Annotated in this window: 16 protein-coding genes; 6 read left to right on the forward strand and 10 right to left on the reverse strand. The window is 73.6% G+C overall.

The window, feature by feature from the left end:
- Positions 1–17 precede the first annotated feature (17 nt).
- Positions 18–917 (forward strand): aminoglycoside phosphotransferase family protein, encoded by a 900-nt coding sequence (locus EDD28_RS06580; protein ID WP_123738876.1) that lies wholly within the window; start codon positions 18–20, stop codon positions 915–917.
- An 83-nt stretch (positions 918–1,000) separates the two neighbouring features.
- Positions 1,001–1,630, forward strand: a complete 630-nt coding sequence (locus EDD28_RS06585) for a histidine phosphatase family protein (RefSeq protein ID WP_123738877.1) — start codon at positions 1,001–1,003, stop codon at positions 1,628–1,630.
- A gap of 23 nt (positions 1,631–1,653) precedes the next feature.
- Here EDD28_RS06585 and EDD28_RS06590 read toward each other — a convergent pair whose 3' ends face one another.
- From EDD28_RS06590 to EDD28_RS06610, 5 genes are all read right to left on the reverse strand, one after another.
- Complete coding sequence (locus tag EDD28_RS06590; RefSeq protein ID WP_123738878.1) at positions 1,654–2,064, reverse strand: LbetaH domain-containing protein; 411 nt, start codon at positions 2,062–2,064, stop codon at positions 1,654–1,656.
- Between the two features lie 171 nt (positions 2,065–2,235).
- Complete coding sequence (gene yicI / locus EDD28_RS06595) at positions 2,236–4,575, reverse strand: alpha-xylosidase (protein WP_123738879.1); 2,340 nt, start codon at positions 4,573–4,575, stop codon at positions 2,236–2,238.
- A gap of 99 nt (positions 4,576–4,674) precedes the next feature.
- The gene (locus EDD28_RS06600; RefSeq protein WP_123738880.1) at positions 4,675–5,580 is read right to left on the reverse strand and encodes a carbohydrate ABC transporter permease; all 906 of its coding nucleotides are present in this window, start codon (positions 5,578–5,580) and stop codon (positions 4,675–4,677) included.
- Entirely contained in the window at positions 5,580–6,560 is a 981-nt protein-coding gene (locus EDD28_RS06605; protein WP_123738881.1) for a carbohydrate ABC transporter permease, read from the reverse strand. Before EDD28_RS06605 ends, EDD28_RS06600 begins: the two co-directional genes overlap by 1 nt.
- 72 nt (positions 6,561–6,632) lie before the next feature.
- Positions 6,633–7,976: an ABC transporter substrate-binding protein gene (locus EDD28_RS06610; protein WP_123738882.1), complete on the reverse strand. Its 1,344-nt coding sequence runs from the start codon at positions 7,974–7,976 to the stop codon at positions 6,633–6,635.
- Positions 7,977–8,729: 753 nt separating this feature from the next.
- Here EDD28_RS06610 and EDD28_RS06615 point away from each other — a divergent pair.
- Entirely contained in the window at positions 8,730–9,191 is a 462-nt protein-coding gene (locus EDD28_RS06615) for a PPOX class F420-dependent oxidoreductase (protein WP_123738883.1), read from the forward strand.
- 10 nt (positions 9,192–9,201) lie between these two features.
- Positions 9,202–11,178, forward strand: coding sequence for an ABC1 kinase family protein (locus tag EDD28_RS06620; RefSeq protein WP_123738884.1), 1,977 nt, complete (start codon positions 9,202–9,204; stop codon positions 11,176–11,178).
- A gap of 15 nt (positions 11,179–11,193) precedes the next feature.
- Here the strand turns inward: EDD28_RS06620 and thpR are convergent, their stop codons facing one another.
- The gene (gene thpR / locus EDD28_RS06625) at positions 11,194–11,850 is read right to left on the reverse strand and encodes an RNA 2',3'-cyclic phosphodiesterase (protein WP_123738885.1); all 657 of its coding nucleotides are present in this window, start codon (positions 11,848–11,850) and stop codon (positions 11,194–11,196) included.
- A gap of 125 nt (positions 11,851–11,975) precedes the next feature.
- Here thpR and EDD28_RS06630 point away from each other — a divergent pair, with 125 nt between their 5' ends.
- Positions 11,976–13,013: an LLM class flavin-dependent oxidoreductase gene (locus EDD28_RS06630; protein ID WP_123738886.1), complete on the forward strand. Its 1,038-nt coding sequence runs from the start codon at positions 11,976–11,978 to the stop codon at positions 13,011–13,013.
- Between the two features lie 182 nt (positions 13,014–13,195).
- Here the strand turns inward: EDD28_RS06630 and EDD28_RS06635 are convergent, their stop codons facing one another.
- A complete protein-coding gene (locus EDD28_RS06635) occupies positions 13,196–13,615 on the reverse strand; it encodes an SRPBCC family protein (RefSeq protein WP_123738887.1) in 420 nt (139 codons plus the stop codon).
- Positions 13,616–13,717: 102 nt separating this feature from the next.
- A complete protein-coding gene (locus EDD28_RS06640) occupies positions 13,718–14,368 on the reverse strand; it encodes a YgjV family protein (RefSeq protein ID WP_123738888.1) in 651 nt (216 codons plus the stop codon).
- Between the two features lie 70 nt (positions 14,369–14,438).
- Between EDD28_RS06640 and EDD28_RS06645 the strand changes: the two genes are divergently transcribed.
- Positions 14,439–14,840 (forward strand): VOC family protein, encoded by a 402-nt coding sequence (locus EDD28_RS06645; protein WP_123738889.1) that lies wholly within the window; start codon positions 14,439–14,441, stop codon positions 14,838–14,840.
- Between the two features lie 24 nt (positions 14,841–14,864).
- On the opposite strand, the gene EDD28_RS06650 is transcribed toward EDD28_RS06645, so the two are convergent.
- Positions 14,865–15,593, reverse strand: coding sequence for an ABC transporter permease (locus EDD28_RS06650; protein ID WP_123738890.1), 729 nt, complete (start codon positions 15,591–15,593; stop codon positions 14,865–14,867).
- Complete coding sequence (locus tag EDD28_RS06655) at positions 15,590–16,345, reverse strand: ABC transporter ATP-binding protein (protein ID WP_425469966.1); 756 nt, start codon at positions 16,343–16,345, stop codon at positions 15,590–15,592. Before EDD28_RS06655 ends, EDD28_RS06650 begins: the two co-directional genes overlap by 4 nt.
- Between the last annotated feature and the right edge of the window lie 28 nt (positions 16,346–16,373).

The raw sequence follows: 16,373 nt of genomic DNA on the forward strand, positions 1-16,373 counted from the left end.
GCGCCTAGGCTGTCGACGTGCCGCCACCCGTCCAGTTCGCTCGACGCGTGGCGCTGCGGCACGGGGTGCGGGGCGCCCACGCGGAGGAGATCACCGGCCTGGGGTCGGAGAACCACGTCGTCGTCGTGGGGGAGGACGCCGAGCGCGTGGTCGTCCGGTTCGCGCGCGACCGCTCGAAGCCCGCGGTGTTCGCGTCCGAGGCCTGGTGCGCCCGCCGCTCGGCGACGGCCGGCGTGCCGACCGCCGAGATCCTCGCGACGGGCACGCTGGACGGCATCGACTACGGCGTGCAGGAGCTGGTCCCCGGGCGGCCGGCCGCCACCGGACCGGCTGCCTGGGAGACGCTCGGCGCGTACGCCGCCGCGATCCACCGGATCGTGCCGGACGGCGACGCGCCCGACGCGCTGTTCACCCGGTTCGGCCGGGACCCGGCGGCCGCGTGGCACTCCCACCTCGCCTACAACCTCGACCGCCTGACCGACGACGACGACGTGCTGCTGCGTCTGGGCGCCTACTCGGTGGCGGAGCGCGCCGAGATCCGCGACCGCGCGGCCGCCCTGCGGGACGTGCCGTTCTCGTTCGGGCTGAGTCACGGAGACCTGTCGGTGCGCAACCTTCTCGTGCGGACGGACGGTCCGCCGGTGCTTCTCGACTGGGGGTGCGCCAGCTTCGGGCCGGCGCTGTACCTGGACCTGCTGGCGCTCGAGCGCGAGCGGGACACCACCGGCCACCCGTCGGCAGAGGAGATGGACGCGTTCGTCGCCGGCGCCGAGGCCGATCGCTCGGTGATCGCGACCGTGCTGCCGGCGTTCCGGCTCGTCCAGCGGCACGACCTGGTGCGCTGGGCGCTCGAGCGCCGTCCCGACCGGCTCGACGAGTCGGTGAGCGGCCTCCGTGCGGCGCTGGCGATGGAGTGAGCGCTCGCGGGAGGATCGGCGGGCGCGGTGCCGGTCGATCCGCCCGCGAGCCGAGGGACGAGGAACGAGGACGGGAGCGACGGATGCAGCGCGAGATCGTCATGGTGCGGCACGGCGAGGCCTACAACACCGCGGAGCCCGACGGTCTGCGCGAGGTGCGGGACCACGCCAACCCACCGCTCACGCCGCTCGGCGAGGCGCAGGCCGCGGCGGCGGCGCGGCCGGTCGCGGAGCTGGCGCCCGACGCCGTCGTCGTCAGCCCGTTCCTGCGCGCGGCGCAGACCGCGTTCGCCCACCTGGGTCCGAGCGGGAGCGTCGGCACCGTCGACGTGCGGATGTCGGAGCACTTCGTCTTCCGACCGCTGGCCGACTTCGCCGGGCTCGACCTCGAGGACTACCGCGCCCGGTTCGGCGACCGGCTGCTGGTCGGGTCGGACCTCGCCACCGCCGCGCGGTTCCCCCGGTTCCCGGAGGACGAGGCCTCCCTCGCGGCGCGAGCGACGTCGCTGGTGACGGAGTGGCTCGCGCGGGACGACTGGCGCCGGCTCGCGCTGTACGGCCACTGGGCGACGGTCGTCGCCACCGCGCGCGTGCTCGATCCCGGCCTCGACTTCGAGCCGGGCCACTGCTCGATCACGCGCGTCGTCGAGGATGCGCCGGGCAGGTGGCGGGTCGTCCAGCTCGCCGGCCGGGAGCACCTGGCCGGGCTCTAGCCACCCGCGCACGACGAGCGGGCTCAGGCCGCCCGGGTGTAGGAGGAGCGCTCGACGTGGGCGCCCTCGTCGACGTGCGCGTCGGCCGGGACGACGACGCCGGGCTCGATCACCGCGCCGGCGCCGATCTTGACGCGCGAGCCGATCCGCGCGCCGTCGCCGACGCGGACGCCGGGGCCGACGTGCACCGACCCGTTGACGACGACGCCGCGCTCGAGCACCGAGCCGGCCTCGAGCCACGACCCGCGGCCGAGCCGCGATCCGGGCGCCATGACGGCTCCGGCCTCGACGAAGGCACCCGTGAGCACGACGGCGTCCTCGGGGACGGTCGCCTTGGGCGAGACGAACCCGCCACCGTTGAGGTGCTCGACGTAACGCAGGGTCTCGCCGTTGTCGTTCTCGAACTCGAGCCGGGAGCGGCGCTTCTGGGGCATGGCGTCACCTTTCTCCGCGCATGGCTGCGCCCACGGGTGGGCGTCGTTGGGGATCCAACCGGTACAACGCGCGAGGCCCTCGTCGTGTTCCCTCGCCCCGCCTCACCCCTCCCGACGCCACCCGCGGCCACCCGCGCGGCCCCCTGCGACCGCCCGGCGACCCCCGGCGGCTCAGCCCAGCGACACCTCCGCGCACCCGCCGGCCGCGTCGACCGCCCGCCCGTCCCCGCCCGGCAGCGCGAGCCGCCACGCGACGTCGTCCGGCCCCGTCGCGACCAGCCGGGAGCCCTCGCGGCGCACCGTGAAGTCACGTCCGTCGCCGAGCGCCCCGCCGAGCCTCGGCACGTGGACGTCGACGGACTGCCCGTCGGCGAGCTCGTAGGCGGTGAGCGTCACCCCGTCGACCCACTCGTAGTCGGGTCGGTCGGCCCGCGCGCCGAGCGGCAGCACCGTGCCGGGGCGCACGTACACCGGCAGCGTCCCGACGTCGTGCCGCTCGCGTCGCCAGCGCCCGCCGTCGGCCACCTCGCCCGTGAGCAGCGACGTCCAGCGTCCCTCGGGCAGGTAGACGTCGACGGACCCGTCGGGGTCGAACACGGGCGCCACCAGCACGGACGGCCCCAGGAGGAACTGCAGCTCCGCGGTGTAGCAGGACCGGTCGTCCGGGAACTCCAGCAGCGTGTGGCGCAGCACGGGAACCCCGGCCGCGTGGGCCTCGTCGCCGGCCAGCGCGAGGTAGGGCATGAGCCGGTGCTTGAGGTGGGTGTAGCGGCGGGTCAGCTCGACGGCCTCCTCGTCGAACGCCCACGGCACGCGGACCGAGTCCGACCCGTGCAGCCGCGAGTGCGACGACAGCAGCCCGAACGGCAGCCACCGCTTGAAGACCAGCGGGTCCGGCGTGCCCTCGAACCCGCCGATGTCGTGGCTCCAGAACCCGAACCCCGACAGCCCGAGCGACAGCCCGCCGCGCAGCGTCTCGGCCATCGACGCGAGTGAGGAGTCGTTGTCGCCGCCCCAGTGCACCGGGAACTGCTGCCCGCCGGCCGTCGCCGAGCGCGCGAACAGCACCGCCTCGCCCTCGCCCCGCGCCTCGACGAGGGCGTCCCACACCGTCCGGTTGTACAGGTGCGTGTAGTAGTTGTGCATCCGCTCGGGGTCGCCGCCGTCGTGGTAGACGACGCCCTCGCTGGGGATCCGCTCGCCGAAGTCCGTCTTGAAGCAGTCGACGCCCTGGTCCAGCAGCTCGCGCAGGTACCCGGCGTACCAGGCCCCGGCCTCCGGGTTCGTGAAGTCGACCAGCGCCATCCCGGCCTGCCACAGGTCCGTCTGCCAGATCGACCCGTCGGCGTTGCGGACGAGGTACCCGCGCTCCCTGCCCTCGGCGAACAGGCGGGAGCGCTGCGCGATGTAGGGGTTGATCCACACGCAGATGCGCAGCCCCTTCGCCTTCATCCGGCGCAGCATCCCGGCCGGGTCGGGGAAGGTCGCCGGATCCCAGACGAAGTCCGTCCAGTGAAACTCCCGCATCCAGAAGCAGTCGAAGTGGAAGACGGACAGCGGGATCTCGCGCTCGGCCATGCCGTCGACGAAGGACGTCACCGTCTCCTCGTCGTAGGACGTGGTGAACGACGTCGTCAGCCACAGCCCGTAGGACCACGCCGGCACCCGAGCCGGTCGCCCCGACAGCGCGGTGTACCGGGCGAGCACGTCCTTCGGCGTCGGGCCGTCGATCACGAGGTACTCGAGCACCTGGCCCGGGACGGAGAACTGCGTGCGCTCGACGGCCTCCGACCCGATCTCGTACGAGACCTTCCCCGGGTGGTCGACCAGCACGCCGTAGCCGCGGCTGGACAGGAGGAACGGCACGTTCTTGTAGGCCTGCTCGGACATCGTGCCGCCGTCGAGGTTCCAGATGTCGACGCTCTGGCCGTTCTTCACGACGGGCCCGAACCGCTCGCCGAGGCCGTAGATCAGCTCACCCGGCGCCAGCGTGAGCTGCTCGTGCATGTAGTGCGCGCCGTCGTCGCGCGCGATCGCGGCAGCCGACCGCGTCGTCGACGACGTGAGCAGCCGGTCGACGGAGCCGTCGCCTGCGCCGGTCCCCCCGACACCGGCGTCCTCCGCGCCGGCCCGCGAGCGGTACTCGACGTGCCAGCCCGGCCCGCGCCGGACGACGACGCGCAGCTCGCCCGTCGTGAGCTCGCCCCCCGCCTCGTCCGCCCGGACGGTCGGCGCGAACCCCGGCTCGCCGGCGAGCTCGAACCGCGGGAGCTGCTCCGGCCCCCCGTCGAAGTGCACGATCCGCGTCCGCACCACCCCCGGCGCCGGCGAGGAGAACGTCACGGTGAGCAGCGGGCGGTTGAGGGTGTCGCGACGGGCCCGGATGACCTGGGTGCTCGCGTAGACGGTGAGGGTACCGGCGTCGGGGTCGGCGACGACGTCGCGGACCTCGGCCGCGCGCAGGATCGTCATGCCCTCGGGCGTGAGCCAGTAGCCGTCGGAGAACTTCATGGGGTGCGTCCTTGATCTCGGGGGTGGCGATCGGGGGGTGGTCGATCGTGGGGGTGCCGGGGCCCCGCCCGGTCAGCTGGGCGGGGCCCCGGACGACTGCTACTTCACGGCGCCGGCCGTGACGCCGCGGGTGAGCGTGCGCTGGAAGATGAGGAAGAAGACGAGCGTCGGCAGGAGCGAGAGCAGGGCGCCGGCGTTGAGCGTCGGGACGTCGAGCATCCGGTCGCCCTGGAGCGAGGCGAGTGCGATCGGCACCGTCTGGCTGTCCGGCGTCGTGAGCATGACGAGCGGGATGAAGAACTCGTTCCACGTCCAGATGAAGAAGAAGATGAGCAGCACCGAGAGCGTCGGTCGGACGATCGGGTAGACCACCTGCCACAGGATGCGCCAGGTCGTGGCGCCGTCGAGCGCCGCCGCCTCGAGCAGGGCCTTCGGGAACGTGCCGAGCACCGAGGCGAGCAGGTAGGTGCCGAACGCGCACTGGATGACGGCGAAGATGATGACGATCGCCCAGCCGGAGTTGTTGAGGCCGACCTGCTGCGCCATCGTGTAGAGCGGGTAGAGCAGCACCTCCTGCGGGAGCATGTTCGCCAGCAGGAACACGAGCACGATCCACATCCGGCCGCGGATCCGGCCGACGCCGATGGCGAACGCCGTCAGCAGCGAGAGCAGGACGCCGAACAGGGCCGCGAGGGCCGACGTCCAGATCGAGTTCCACAGCTTGACCGGGAAGTTCGTCGCGTTCCAGAACTTCACCAGGCCCTCGGTGTAGAGCTCGGTCGGGAGCTGGAGCGGCCCGCCCGAGGAGTAGCTCGCCGGGCTCTTGAACGCGTTCATCACCATGAGGAGGAACGGCGCGATCATCCCGATCGCGAACACGATGCACAGGGCGAGGATCACCCAGCGCCATGCGCCGCGGTGGTGACGGTCCCGCGTCCTGCCGACGACGCGGGGGGTGTCGGGACGGGCGGCGGCGCCCGTGGCGCCGGTGGTTGCGGTGGTCATCAGCGACCCTCCTCCTCGCGGCGCTCGGCCCTGGCCTGGAGCGACTGGATGACGACGGCGACGACGATGATGACGAAGGTCAGCACCGTGGCGACGGCGGCGCCGTAGCCGATCTTGGACTTGTCGAAGAAGTTGAGGAACGTGTAGTAGCTCGGGACCAGCGTCGAGCCCTCGGGTCCGCCCCGCGTGAGGACGTAGATCGGGGCGAACACCTTGAGCGCCGCGATGGTGCACGTCAGGGTGATGACGAAGGTCTCCGGGCGGATCTGCGGGATGGTGATGGCCCGGAAGCGGCGGTACCAGCCGGCGCCGTCGATCTCGGCCGCCTCGTACAACTCGGGGTCGACGCGCTGGAGCGCCGACATGAAGATGACGGTCGGGTACCCGATCTGGATCCAGACGAGCACGATCATGACGGCGGGCAGGGCGAGGCCCGGCACCCCCAGCCAGTTGGGCGGGTCGGTCACGCCGAGGGAGCGCAGGATCTCGTTGAGCGCTCCCGTCTCGGCGTTGAAGATCCAGTTCCACACGATCCCGGCGACCGCGATCGGGAGGATCTGGGGCAGGTAGTACACGGCGCGCAGGAACGACGCGGTCCGCGTCCCGATGTTCTTCCCGACGACGTCGAAGAGGACGGCGGCGAGGACGATCCCGATGAGGGTCGGGACGATGACCATCGCGACGATCATCCACAGAGAGTTCTGGAACGAGCGCCAGAAGGCGTCGTCCGACATGAGGTCGACGTAGTTGTCGAACCCGATCCACCGCATGGGGGCGAGGCCGCCCTTCCACTTGTGGAGCGAGTACCAGAGGTTCATCGCGAACGGGACGATGATCACCACGGTGAGGGCGATCCCTCCGGGCAGGAGGTAGAGCCAGTAGACCCGGGTGCTGGGTCGGCGGCCGGGCGTCGGTGCCCGGCCGCGCGAGGGCGCGGGGGCGGCGGTGGGGTCGATGATCGACGGGGCGGCGTTGCTCATCCGGTCATGTCCTTCCTCGGGCTCGGGCGCGGCCCGCGTCGCCGGTCGGGCGAGCGGGCCGCGTCACGCGGCTCACTCGCCGGTGATGTCCGCGCGACCCTCCTGGTAGAAGGTGCCGAGCGTGTCGAGCGCCTGGTCGGGCGTCTTGGACCCGTTGAGCAGGGACTGGCCGAAGCTGACGACCTGGTCGTAGAACCCGGCGACGGGCCAGTCCGGGTAGAACGCGAGACCGTCGTCGGCGACGATCGCGTCCCAGTTCTGGGTGAGCACCTTGACGTTCTCGTCGGTGATGACGCTCGCGTCACCCGCGACGGGCAGTCCGCCGAGCTCGGCGAGCTTGTTCTGCGCGCCCTGCGCGAGGGCCGTGTCGATGAAGGACGCGGCGCAGTCCTTCTCCTTGGCGTTCGTCGGGATGACGAGGAGGTTGCCCGAGGACCCCGCGTTGAGCGAGTTCTCCGGGAAGATCATCTGTCCCAGCGTGAAGTCGGAGATCTCGGCGTTGAGCCGGCCGAACCACCAGGACCCGGAGACCATGACCGGGTACTTGCCCGCGATGAAGGCGACGCCCATGTCCTCGGCGGTGAGGCCGCTGGCGTTGGGGTTGATGTAGCCCTTGTCGATCCACCCCTGGAGCGTGTCCGTCCCCTCCTTGAGGGGGCCGGAGGTGAAGTCGACGTCACCGTCGAAGAGCTGGAACGCGTCGACGAAGTCGCGGTCGGCGTGGTGGAGCACGAGCTGGTACCAGAGCTGGCCCATCGGGTACTCGGCGCCCGCCTCGGCCAGCGGGGTGATGCCGGCGGCGACGAACGCGTCGAGGGCCGCCTCCAGCTCGGCGAACGTGGTCGGGACCTCGATGCCGTTGTCGGCGAACATCTCCTCGTTGTAGTAGACGGTGACGTACTCGCCGTAGGTCGGGACGCCGAACCACGGGCCGGAGCCCATGAGGCCGTCCTCGTCGTAGCGGGCCGTCGTCTGGATGGAGGAGGGAAGGACCGAGTCCCAGCCGTAGTCGGCCGCGTAGTCGTCCAGCTCGGTGAGCAGGCCCTGGGAGGCGAGCTGGCCCGCCGTTCCGTTGCCCTTGTTGTACTCCATGACGTCCGGGACGTCGTCGCCGGTGAGCACGATCTTGGCGTTCTTCTGGAGCTGCTCGAACGTCTGCTTCTCGACCTTGACGGTGCCGCCGATCGCGGCCTCCCACTCGTCGATGGCGACGAGCCAGGACTGGTTCATCGCGGAGTCGTCGCCCTCGTAGTGCCAGAAGGTGATCTCCCCGCAGGAGAGCTCGCCGTCGGCGCCGCCGCTCGCGTCCGAGCCGCCGCCGTCACCGGTGCTGCCGCCGTTGCCGGAGCCGCACGCGGCCATCGTGACCGCGAGCGCCCCGACGGCCACCGCGCTGAGTGCTGACCTGATCCTCATGGTGGTGCCTTTCATGTGTGAGTCACGCCTGGCGTGACGTCCGGTGCTGCCTCGCGGGGCGACTCGGGAGCTCGGCCATCACGGCGACGGCGTTGCCCACACCGATCACCTCCGACGTCGTCGTCTTGCGCGAGTGCATCGAAGCGCTTCGACGAAGCGCTTCGATGGATACTGTGGCGGATCGGCGACCGGGGCGTCAAGAGGTTCGTGGCGGGTGGACGGAGTCGTGATCGAGTCGTGACCTCGCGGGGGCGGGTGTGGGCGGGACCTTCGCGGGTGCGGGTGCGGGTGCGGGTCGCGGACGCGACCTTCGCGGGGGCGGGTCGCGGGCGGGCCGGCTCGAGTCGTGACGGCCGCTGGCCGCTGGTAGCGGGCGGGGGGCGCTGGCGGGGGGCTGCTGGCCTCGGGCAGGGGCCGGGAGCGGGCGCGGGTGCGGGCGGCGAGTGCGAGCGGAGCCGGTCGCGCGGTGGTCAGCGCGATCGCCGTGGCCACCTCTGGGCCGGCTCGCTCGACCAAGCCGGTCACGCAGTGGCCAGCGCGGCCACCGTGGCCACGCCCGGGCCGGTTGATGCGCTCGGGGTCCCCGTCCGCCGCCGCGCGCCGCCGTCCCTCCCGGTGTCCACGTCTGCTCTCGGCGCCCAGGGCCGCCCCCGCCGCCCACGTCTCCGACGCGCGCCCCCGTCCGCCCCCGGCGCCAACGCTCGCGGCTGCCACCCCGTGCCTGCCCGGCGCCTGGCCCCCTACGCTCGATCCATGGCCCGAACGATCGCTCGCTCCGACCGCGTCGACCTGCCCGACCTGCTCGCCTTCCTCCGCGAGCGGCGCGACGGCGTCCTCGTCACCACCCGCCGCGACGGCTCGCCGCAGCTCAGCCCCGTGACGTACGGCGTCGACGGGGCGGGTCGCGTCGTCGTGTCCACCTACCCCGAGCGCGCCAAGGTGCACAACCTGCGCCGCAACGCGGCCGCCTCGCTCATGGCCGTGTCGTCCCCGTTCGCCGACCCCTGGGTCCAGGTCGACGGCACCGCCGAGGTGCTCGACCTGCCCGACGCCCTCGACGACTTCGTCGAGTACTACCGGGTCATCGCCGGCGAGCACCCGGACTGGGACGAGTACCGCGCCGCGATGCTCGCCCAGGGCAAGTGCCTCGTCCGCCTCACCATCACGCGGTGGGGCCCGATCGCCACGGGCGGCTTCCCGGCCCGGCTCGCCTGAGGACGTCCACGTGAACCCGCTGACCTGGGTGCTCGCACTCGTCACGGCCCTCGCGGTCGCGTCGCTCGCGCGGTTCGTCGCCCGGCGGCTGCTCGGCGCCCCGGTCGGCTGGGCGCGCGGGCTCGTCGTCGGGCTCGTGTTCTACCTGCTGCTCTCGCCGATGCTCACCCGGGCGGCCAGCGCTGCCGCGCTGGTCGACGCCGCGACCCTCGAGCTGACCGCGTCGCCCGAGGTCACCGTCGCCGTCATCCTCCTCGTCCTGGTCTGGGCCTTCCTGCTCGGCGTCGCGCTCCTGCTCCTGGCCGAGATGCTCGCGCCGACGGGCTCGGTGCGCGACCCGATCACCTGGGTCCGCGATGCCATCGCGGCGCGGCGCCGCACCCGCCGCTACGTCCAGGTGGGCGCGATCGTGACCCGGCACGGGCTGCGTCGCCTCCTGCGCGGCGACCCGCGCGGTGCCGACGGGACGCGGATCGGCCGCGCTCTGGTCGAGGTGCTCCAGGACTCCGGCGTCACCTTCGTGAAGTTCGGCCAGGTCGCCTCGACCCGCGGCGACCTCCTTCCGCCCGCCCTCGTGACCGAGCTGGCGACGCTGCAGAGCTCCGTCGCCCCCGAGCCGTGGGACCGGATCGCCGCGGTGCTCGATGCCGAGCTGCCCGGCTGGCGCGACCGCCTCCGGGTCGAGGAGGATCCGCTGGCGGCCGCGTCGATCGCGCAGGTGCACCGCGCTCGGCTCGTCACGGACGAGGTCGACGACGACGGGCGGCCGGTCGAGCTCCGGGTCGTCGTCAAGGTGCAGCGGCCGGACGCCCGGGAGCAGGTGAGCGTCGACGTCGACATCCTGCAGCGCCTCGCGCGGACGCTCACCTCCCGTGCCGCGTGGGCCCGCGACATGGACGTCGAGGGCCTCGTCGCCGGGTTCTCCACGGCGCTCGTCGAGGAGCTGGACTACCGCCGCGAGGCCGAGAACATGCGCCTCGTCGCGGCCGCGACGGCGTCGAGCGACGTCCGCGTCCCGGTCGTGCACGACGCCGAGAGCACGGCCCGCGTCGTCGTCATGGAGGAGGTCGAGGGCGTGACGCTCGATCGCGGCGCCGCCTTCCTCGCGACCCTGCCGGCGCAGCGGCGGGCCGAGCTCGCCCGGACGCTCATGGCGAGCGTGCTCCACCAGATCCTCGTCACGGGCGTGTTCCACGCCGACCTGCACCCCGGCAACGTCGTCGTGACGCCGGACGCGCGTCTCGTGCTGCTCGACCTCGGGTCGGTCGGCGTCCTGGACCGGGAGCTGCGCGAGCTGATCCTCGGCCTGCTCGCCGCGTTCGACGCCGAGGACAACGAGACCGCGGTGACGCTGCTGCTGCGGCTGCTCCCGCCGGGGGAGTACGACGCGTACGCGCTGCGCCGCGACCTCGGCGCCGCGATGACCGTGATCGCCGGGGGCGCGGGCGTCGGGTCGGCCGGGCTCGCGCTGCTCTTCGACGTGTTCCGCACCCACCGGCTCGCGCTCCCGCCGCACGTGGCCGGCGCGCTGCGCACGGTCGGCTCGCTCCAGGGCTGCCTCGCGATCCTCGACCCCGGCGCCGACCTGGCCGACCTCGTCCGCTCGGGCACCCGGCAGGTCGCGAAGGACCTGGTCGACCTCGACGAGGTCAGGGGACTGGCGGTGTCCCGCGGGATCGCGCTCGGGTCGCTCGCGACGTCGGCACCCGGGGTGATCGACGCCGGCGTCCGGTCGCTGGCGCTGGGCCGGCCGACGCGCTCGGTCGTCGGCGGCCTCGCTGGGATCGCGCGGGCCGCGATGGCCGAGCTCGTCCCGACGATCGTCGCCGGGATCCTCGTGCTCGCCGCCGTCATGCTGTTCGCGGTCCCGGGCGGGCCGATGTTGACGCAGACGATCTCCTGGGCGACCTATCTCGCGGCGTTCGTCGGCGCCGCGGGGACCGCGCTCGTGCTCCGGGTGCTCTTCCGCCAGGCCGCCGCGACCTAGCCGCTGGTCCGAGGCTCACTCGTGCGGGTGCTGCCCGCCGTACTCGTCGTCGGCGCGCTCGACGAACGGGTCGCCGGGGTCGCGCGCCTCGATGTCCTCGCACCCGACGCCGGCGAGCTGGAAGCTGGCGACGACCTCGTGGCGCCGCCCGCTGGCCCGGCCCTCGCCGAGGTGCGAGGCGACGAGCTCGATCTCGCTCGCGCGCCACGTCGGCCCGGAGTAGGTCTCCATCACCTGGAGGAACCGGTGCGCGCGCATCGGCCGGCGGGAGCGGGCGAGCGTGACGTGCGGGACGAACCGGGCGCCGTCGATCTCGAGGCCGGACGTGGTGGCCGCCGTCCGCACGCCCGACGCCAGCCGCCCGAGCTCGTGCCGGCAGTGGTCGCCCATCGCGGGGACCGCGAACAGCACCTTGGCCGCGAACGGGTCGGGGAAGACGCCGCCGCCCTCGAGCCGGACGGTGAGGGGGCAGCGCTTGCGCGCGACGCCGGCGAGGGCCTCCTCGAACCGGCCGAGCGCGCGCTCCGACACGTGGTCGACGAACGCGAGCGTCACGTGCCACCGCTCGGGCGGAGTCCAGCCGACGTCGAACGCTCCCCGGCGAGGCTCGAGGAACTCGGACAGGTCCTCCACCGCCTCGGGGTGGGGCCGCAGGGCAACGAACATCCGCATCCCACCGTTCTACCGTCCGCCGCCCCGCGAGGCCAGGGCCCGAGGTCCGCGCGCGTCCGTCGTTCCGGCACCGGGCTTCCCGACCCGCGTTCCCGCCGCGGCGAGAACCTGGCGATACTGGGGCGATGACGGCCACGCCCCCCGCCCTGCCGACGCTCGGTGTCCTCCTCCCGCGCGACCTGCCGACCGACCTCGTCCTGCCCTACGCGCGTCGCGCGGAGGAGGTCGGGCTCGCGGAGATCTGGGTCGTGGAGGATCTGGGGTTCCGCGGCGGCATCGCGCAGGCGGCCGCGGTCCTCGGCGCGACCGAGCGCATCGTCGTCGGCATCGGGATCCTCCCGGCGGCCGCGCGCAACGAGGTGTTCGGCGCGATGGAGCTGGCGACGCTCGCGCAGCTCCACCCGGGCCGCCTCGTCGTCGGGCTCGGGCACGGCATGCCGGACTGGCTGCGGCGCGTCGGCGCCTGGCCCGCGCGACCGCTCCACCGCCTCGCCACCACGACCACGACGACGCGCGACCTGCTCCGCGGGCTGCCCGTCGTCAACGTCGGCCGGGACGGCGAGCACCGCGAGTGGCGGCTCGAGCCGTCGGCGCTGCCCGACGTCGTGCCGCCCGTCGTCCTCGGGGTCCGCGGGCCGCGCTCGATCGCGCTGGCCGGGTCGATCGCCGACGGCCTCGTCCTCGCCGAGCCCGTGACGCCGGAGTACGTGCGCGCCGCGCGCGAGCAGGCCGGCCGCCCGGCTGGTGATGACTGGATCGTCGCCGGGTACCTGCCCGCCGCGATCGTCCCCGCGGGCCCGGACGGTCCGGACGGCCCGGACGGTCTCGACGGCGGGGCGGCCGCGGAGGCCGCCGCGGTCGCCGCGGTGCGCCCCGGCCTTGCCTGGGTCGGCGAGCCGGACTGGGCGCCCCACCTCGCGCCGCTGCCGTTCGCCGACCGGATCGCCGAGCTGCGGGCCGAGGTCGGACAGGAGGGGTTCGCGGCGGCCCTTCCCGCCGAGTGGGTCCGTCAGCTCGCGCTCGCCGGCTCCCCGGAGGCGGTGCGCGCGCGGCTGGCCGAGCTGGCGGCCGCCGGCCTGACCACGGCCGTCCTCATGCCGACCGGCCCCGACCCGATGGCCGCGCTCGACGCCTTCGCGCTGCTCCTCGACCAGGAGTCCTAGGGGTCCGGCGACCCGGTCCGGACGGCCGTCCGCTCTCCGCGGACGGTTGCCGCCGGCATCCGGCCGCGCTGAGCGTCGCCGCAGGTCAGCGCGGCGACACCGACCGCCGGACGCCGGAAGCCCCGCGCGGATCCGCGGAGAGCGGACACCGGGCCAGCACGCCCTGCGGTCCGGGCGCCCGATCAGGCGGCGACGTGGAGCGCGCTGAGCCGCCCGACCAGGTCGCGCCACCGCGCGGTCACCCGGTCGTGGGTGTCCGGCCGCACGGTCTGCGCCACCCGGAGAGCCGTGCCGTAGGGCGGCATGATCGGCATGGCGAACGACACGGTGACCCGCTCCGGCGGCTCCGGACCGGACGGGCCGGCCCAGACCCAGCTCAGGACGAGGAAGTCCTCGTCGACGTCGAGGAACCGACCGGTGACGGACGACCCGCCCGCACGCGACCGGATCGCGAACGGACGGCCGGCGCAGGGGGAGAAGTCGTAGGTGGTGTCCTGGAACATCGGCCACCACCACCGGGCGAGCCGGTCGGTGCACCACTCGGCGCGCACCCGGGCGAGCGGTGCCGTCACCGACGTCTCGACCGCAGCGATCCGAACCATGGCTCGACCGTAGGACGGGGACGCCGCGCCGTCGCGGCGAACTTTCCTGGAGCAAGTTTCGGCCGTGCGCACCGTGTGGGCCGGCCGCTCCGGCCTCCCGGCTCAGGCCGCGACGGCGACCTCGCGCTCCCACCGCCGCTGGTCGCTGCCGACGACGGGCTCGAACCCGACCCGCCGCAGATACGCGTAGAGGTTCGGCTCCGCGTCCTCGACCACGATCCGCGAGAAGCCCTTCGCGGCGAAGATCCCGGAGTCGCGGTGGACGAACTCCCCGGGCGTGAAGTCCCGGTAGCGCTCGCTCACCCAGTCGAGCTCGACGACCGCGGTCCCCGTGCCGTCGTCCCACACCACCACGACGCCGACGGTCTCGTCGCCGCGCAGCACGAGCCACGCGGAGCGTCCCCGCGGGTCATCGACGAGCGAGGAGTCGAAGCCGGGGTGCGTCGCCGCGATGCCGTCGCGGTGCAGGGTGAGCAGCCGTGCGAGGTACGGGTCGGTCGGTCCGACCTCGAGCACCTCGAAGGTCGCCGCGTCGTGCGCCTCGCGGTAGAGCCGGCTGATCCAGTACGCGTCGATGATCGCGATCGCGCCGTTCATCACCGCGAAGGGCCAGATCCCCACCCACGTGTTGTAGACGGTCGCGATGACCGAACCGGCGAAGTTCATCCAGCGGAACCGCAGCAACCGGGCCTGCATCAGGGACCAGACCACCAGGATCGACCCAATCCAGCCGAAGACCTCCAGCCAGTTCATCTACCCGCCTCCTCGCGCGGCACCATCGTCTCAGGGCGCCATTCAACCCGACGGCCCGTAGCCTTGACCCGTGACCATCGATCCCGGACCGCTCAGTCGCGGCGTGATCACCCAGGTCACGCTCGTCTGCGACGACCTTCCGGAGGCCCTGCACTTCTACGGCGAGCTGCTGGGTGCTGAGGAACTGTACGCGGACGACGCCTGGGCCGTGTACCGGCTCGCCGGTCTCCTGGTGACGCTCGTGTCCGAGCGCGAGGGCGGCCGGATGGTGGCGCCGACCACGCCGGCGGCCGCGCCCGGCGCCCGCGCGCTCGTCACGGTCGAGGTCGGCGACGTCGACGCCGTCGCCGAGGCGCTGACGGCGCGCGGGATCGTCCTGCTCAACGGGCCGGTCGAGCGTCCATGGGGTGCGCGCACCGCGACGTTCGCCGACCCGGCCGGCCACCTCTGGGAGATCGCCCAGGAGCTGTGATCGCGCCGCGGGACGCTGCCCGGCCTACTCCGTCCGTCGCCGCAGCGTCAGCCCGCCGAGCACCATCGCGCCGGCCAGCCACAGGACCATCACGCCGACCGCCCCGCGCACGTCGGCCCACCCGCCGCCGCGGGTCAGGCTGCCAAGGGCCTCGACCGCGTAGGTGAGCGGCAGCACGCGCGAGATCCACTCCAGCACCTCCGGCATCGCCTCGCGCGGCATGAGCAGCCCGCACACGACGAGCTGCGGGAACACGAACGCCGGCATGAGCTGCACCGCCTGGAACTCGGTCCGCGCGATGGCCGAGCCGGCCAGTCCGACGGCCGAGCCGAGGAGCGCGCTCACGACCGCGACCGCGAGGACCAGCCCGATCGGACCCTCGACGTCCATCCCGACCAGGACGGCGAAGCCCGTCACGACGGCCGCCTGGACCGTCGCGAGCGCGCCGAACGCCAGGGCGTAGCCGGCGATGACGTCGCCGCGGCCGATCGGCGTCGTCATGAGCCGCTCCAGCGTCCCGCTCGTCCGCTCGCGCAGCATCGCGACGGACGTCACGAGGAACATGACGAGCAGCGGGAACAGGCCGACGGCGATCGGCCCGAACCGGTCGAGCACGTCGGTGCCGTCGAACATCCACGCGAGCAGCCCGAGGATGACGCAGGGCAGCGCGACGACGAGCGCGATCGTCCGGCGGTCGCGCCGGAGCTGGCGGAGCACGCGTCCCGCGGTCGCGAGCGTGAGGTGGGGGTTCACGACGCCACCCGCCCCTCGGCCGTCGTCCGCTCGATGAGCGTGAGGAACGCCTGCTCGGCGTCGGCGGCGCCGGTCTCGGCGAGCAGCTCCGCCGGCGTGCACTCGCGCAGGAGCCGCCCGGAGCGCAGGAGCAGCAGCCGGTCGCAGCGCATCGCCTCGTCCATGACGTGGCTCGAGACCAGCAGGGTCGTGCCGCCGTCCGCGAGCGAGCCGAACAGCCCCCACAGCTCCTCGCGCAGCACGGGGTCGAGGCCGACCGTCGGCTCGTCCAGCACGAGCAGGTCCGGGGAGCCGACGAGCGCCACACCGAGCGAGACGCGGCCGCGCTGACCGCCGGAGAGCGTCCGGACGAGGCGGCCGCGCTCGCCGGCGAGACCGACCCGGTCGAGCGTCCGGGCGACGGCGGCTGCGTCGGCTCCGAGCAGCCGCGCGAAGTAGCGCAGGTTCTCCTCGACCGTGAGGTCCTCGTACACCGACGCAGCCTGGGTCGCGTAGCCGACCCGGCGGCGCAGGCTCGGCGCCCCGGCCGGTCGGCCGAGCACCTCGAGCGTCCCGGTCACGTGCTCCTGGACGCCGACGATCGAGCGCAGCAGCGTCGTCTTGCCCGATCCCGACGGTCCGAGCAGCCCGACGACGCTTCCGCGCGTCACGTCGAGGTCGATCCCGTGGAGCACCTCGGCCTCGCCGCGCGTCACCGAGACGCCCCGGGCGCGGACCGCCGGCGGACCGCCGTCGTCCTCGATCTCGCTCACCCGCCCGACGCTACTCCGGAGTGGCCGC

Origin of the sequence: Salana multivorans (assembly GCF_003751805.1) — a bacterium.
GTDB classification, from domain to species: Bacteria; Actinomycetota; Actinomycetes; order Actinomycetales; family Beutenbergiaceae; genus Salana; species Salana multivorans.

Coding starts and splice junctions, on each gene's coding strand:
- EDD28_RS06590 (WP_123738878.1), bottom strand. CDS start 2,064: ATGCCCCAGAAGCGCCGCTCCCGGCTCGAGTTCGAGAACGACAACGGC.
- EDD28_RS06605 (WP_123738881.1), bottom strand. CDS start 6,560: ATGAGCAACGCCGCCCCGTCGATCATCGACCCCACCGCCGCCCCCGCG.
- EDD28_RS06615 (WP_123738883.1), top strand. CDS start 8,730: ATGGCCCGAACGATCGCTCGCTCCGACCGCGTCGACCTGCCCGACCTG.
- EDD28_RS06635 (WP_123738887.1), bottom strand. CDS start 13,615: ATGGTTCGGATCGCTGCGGTCGAGACGTCGGTGACGGCACCGCTCGCC.
- EDD28_RS06610 (WP_123738882.1), bottom strand. CDS start 7,976: ATGAGGATCAGGTCAGCACTCAGCGCGGTGGCCGTCGGGGCGCTCGCG.
- EDD28_RS06640 (WP_123738888.1), bottom strand. CDS start 14,368: ATGAACTGGCTGGAGGTCTTCGGCTGGATTGGGTCGATCCTGGTGGTC.
- EDD28_RS06600 (WP_123738880.1), bottom strand. CDS start 5,580: ATGACCACCGCAACCACCGGCGCCACGGGCGCCGCCGCCCGTCCCGAC.
- EDD28_RS06630 (WP_123738886.1), top strand. CDS start 11,976: ATGACGGCCACGCCCCCCGCCCTGCCGACGCTCGGTGTCCTCCTCCCG.
- thpR (WP_123738885.1), bottom strand. CDS start 11,850: ATGCGGATGTTCGTTGCCCTGCGGCCCCACCCCGAGGCGGTGGAGGAC.
- yicI (WP_123738879.1), bottom strand. CDS start 4,575: ATGAAGTTCTCCGACGGCTACTGGCTCACGCCCGAGGGCATGACGATC.
- EDD28_RS06585 (WP_123738877.1), top strand. CDS start 1,001: ATGCAGCGCGAGATCGTCATGGTGCGGCACGGCGAGGCCTACAACACC.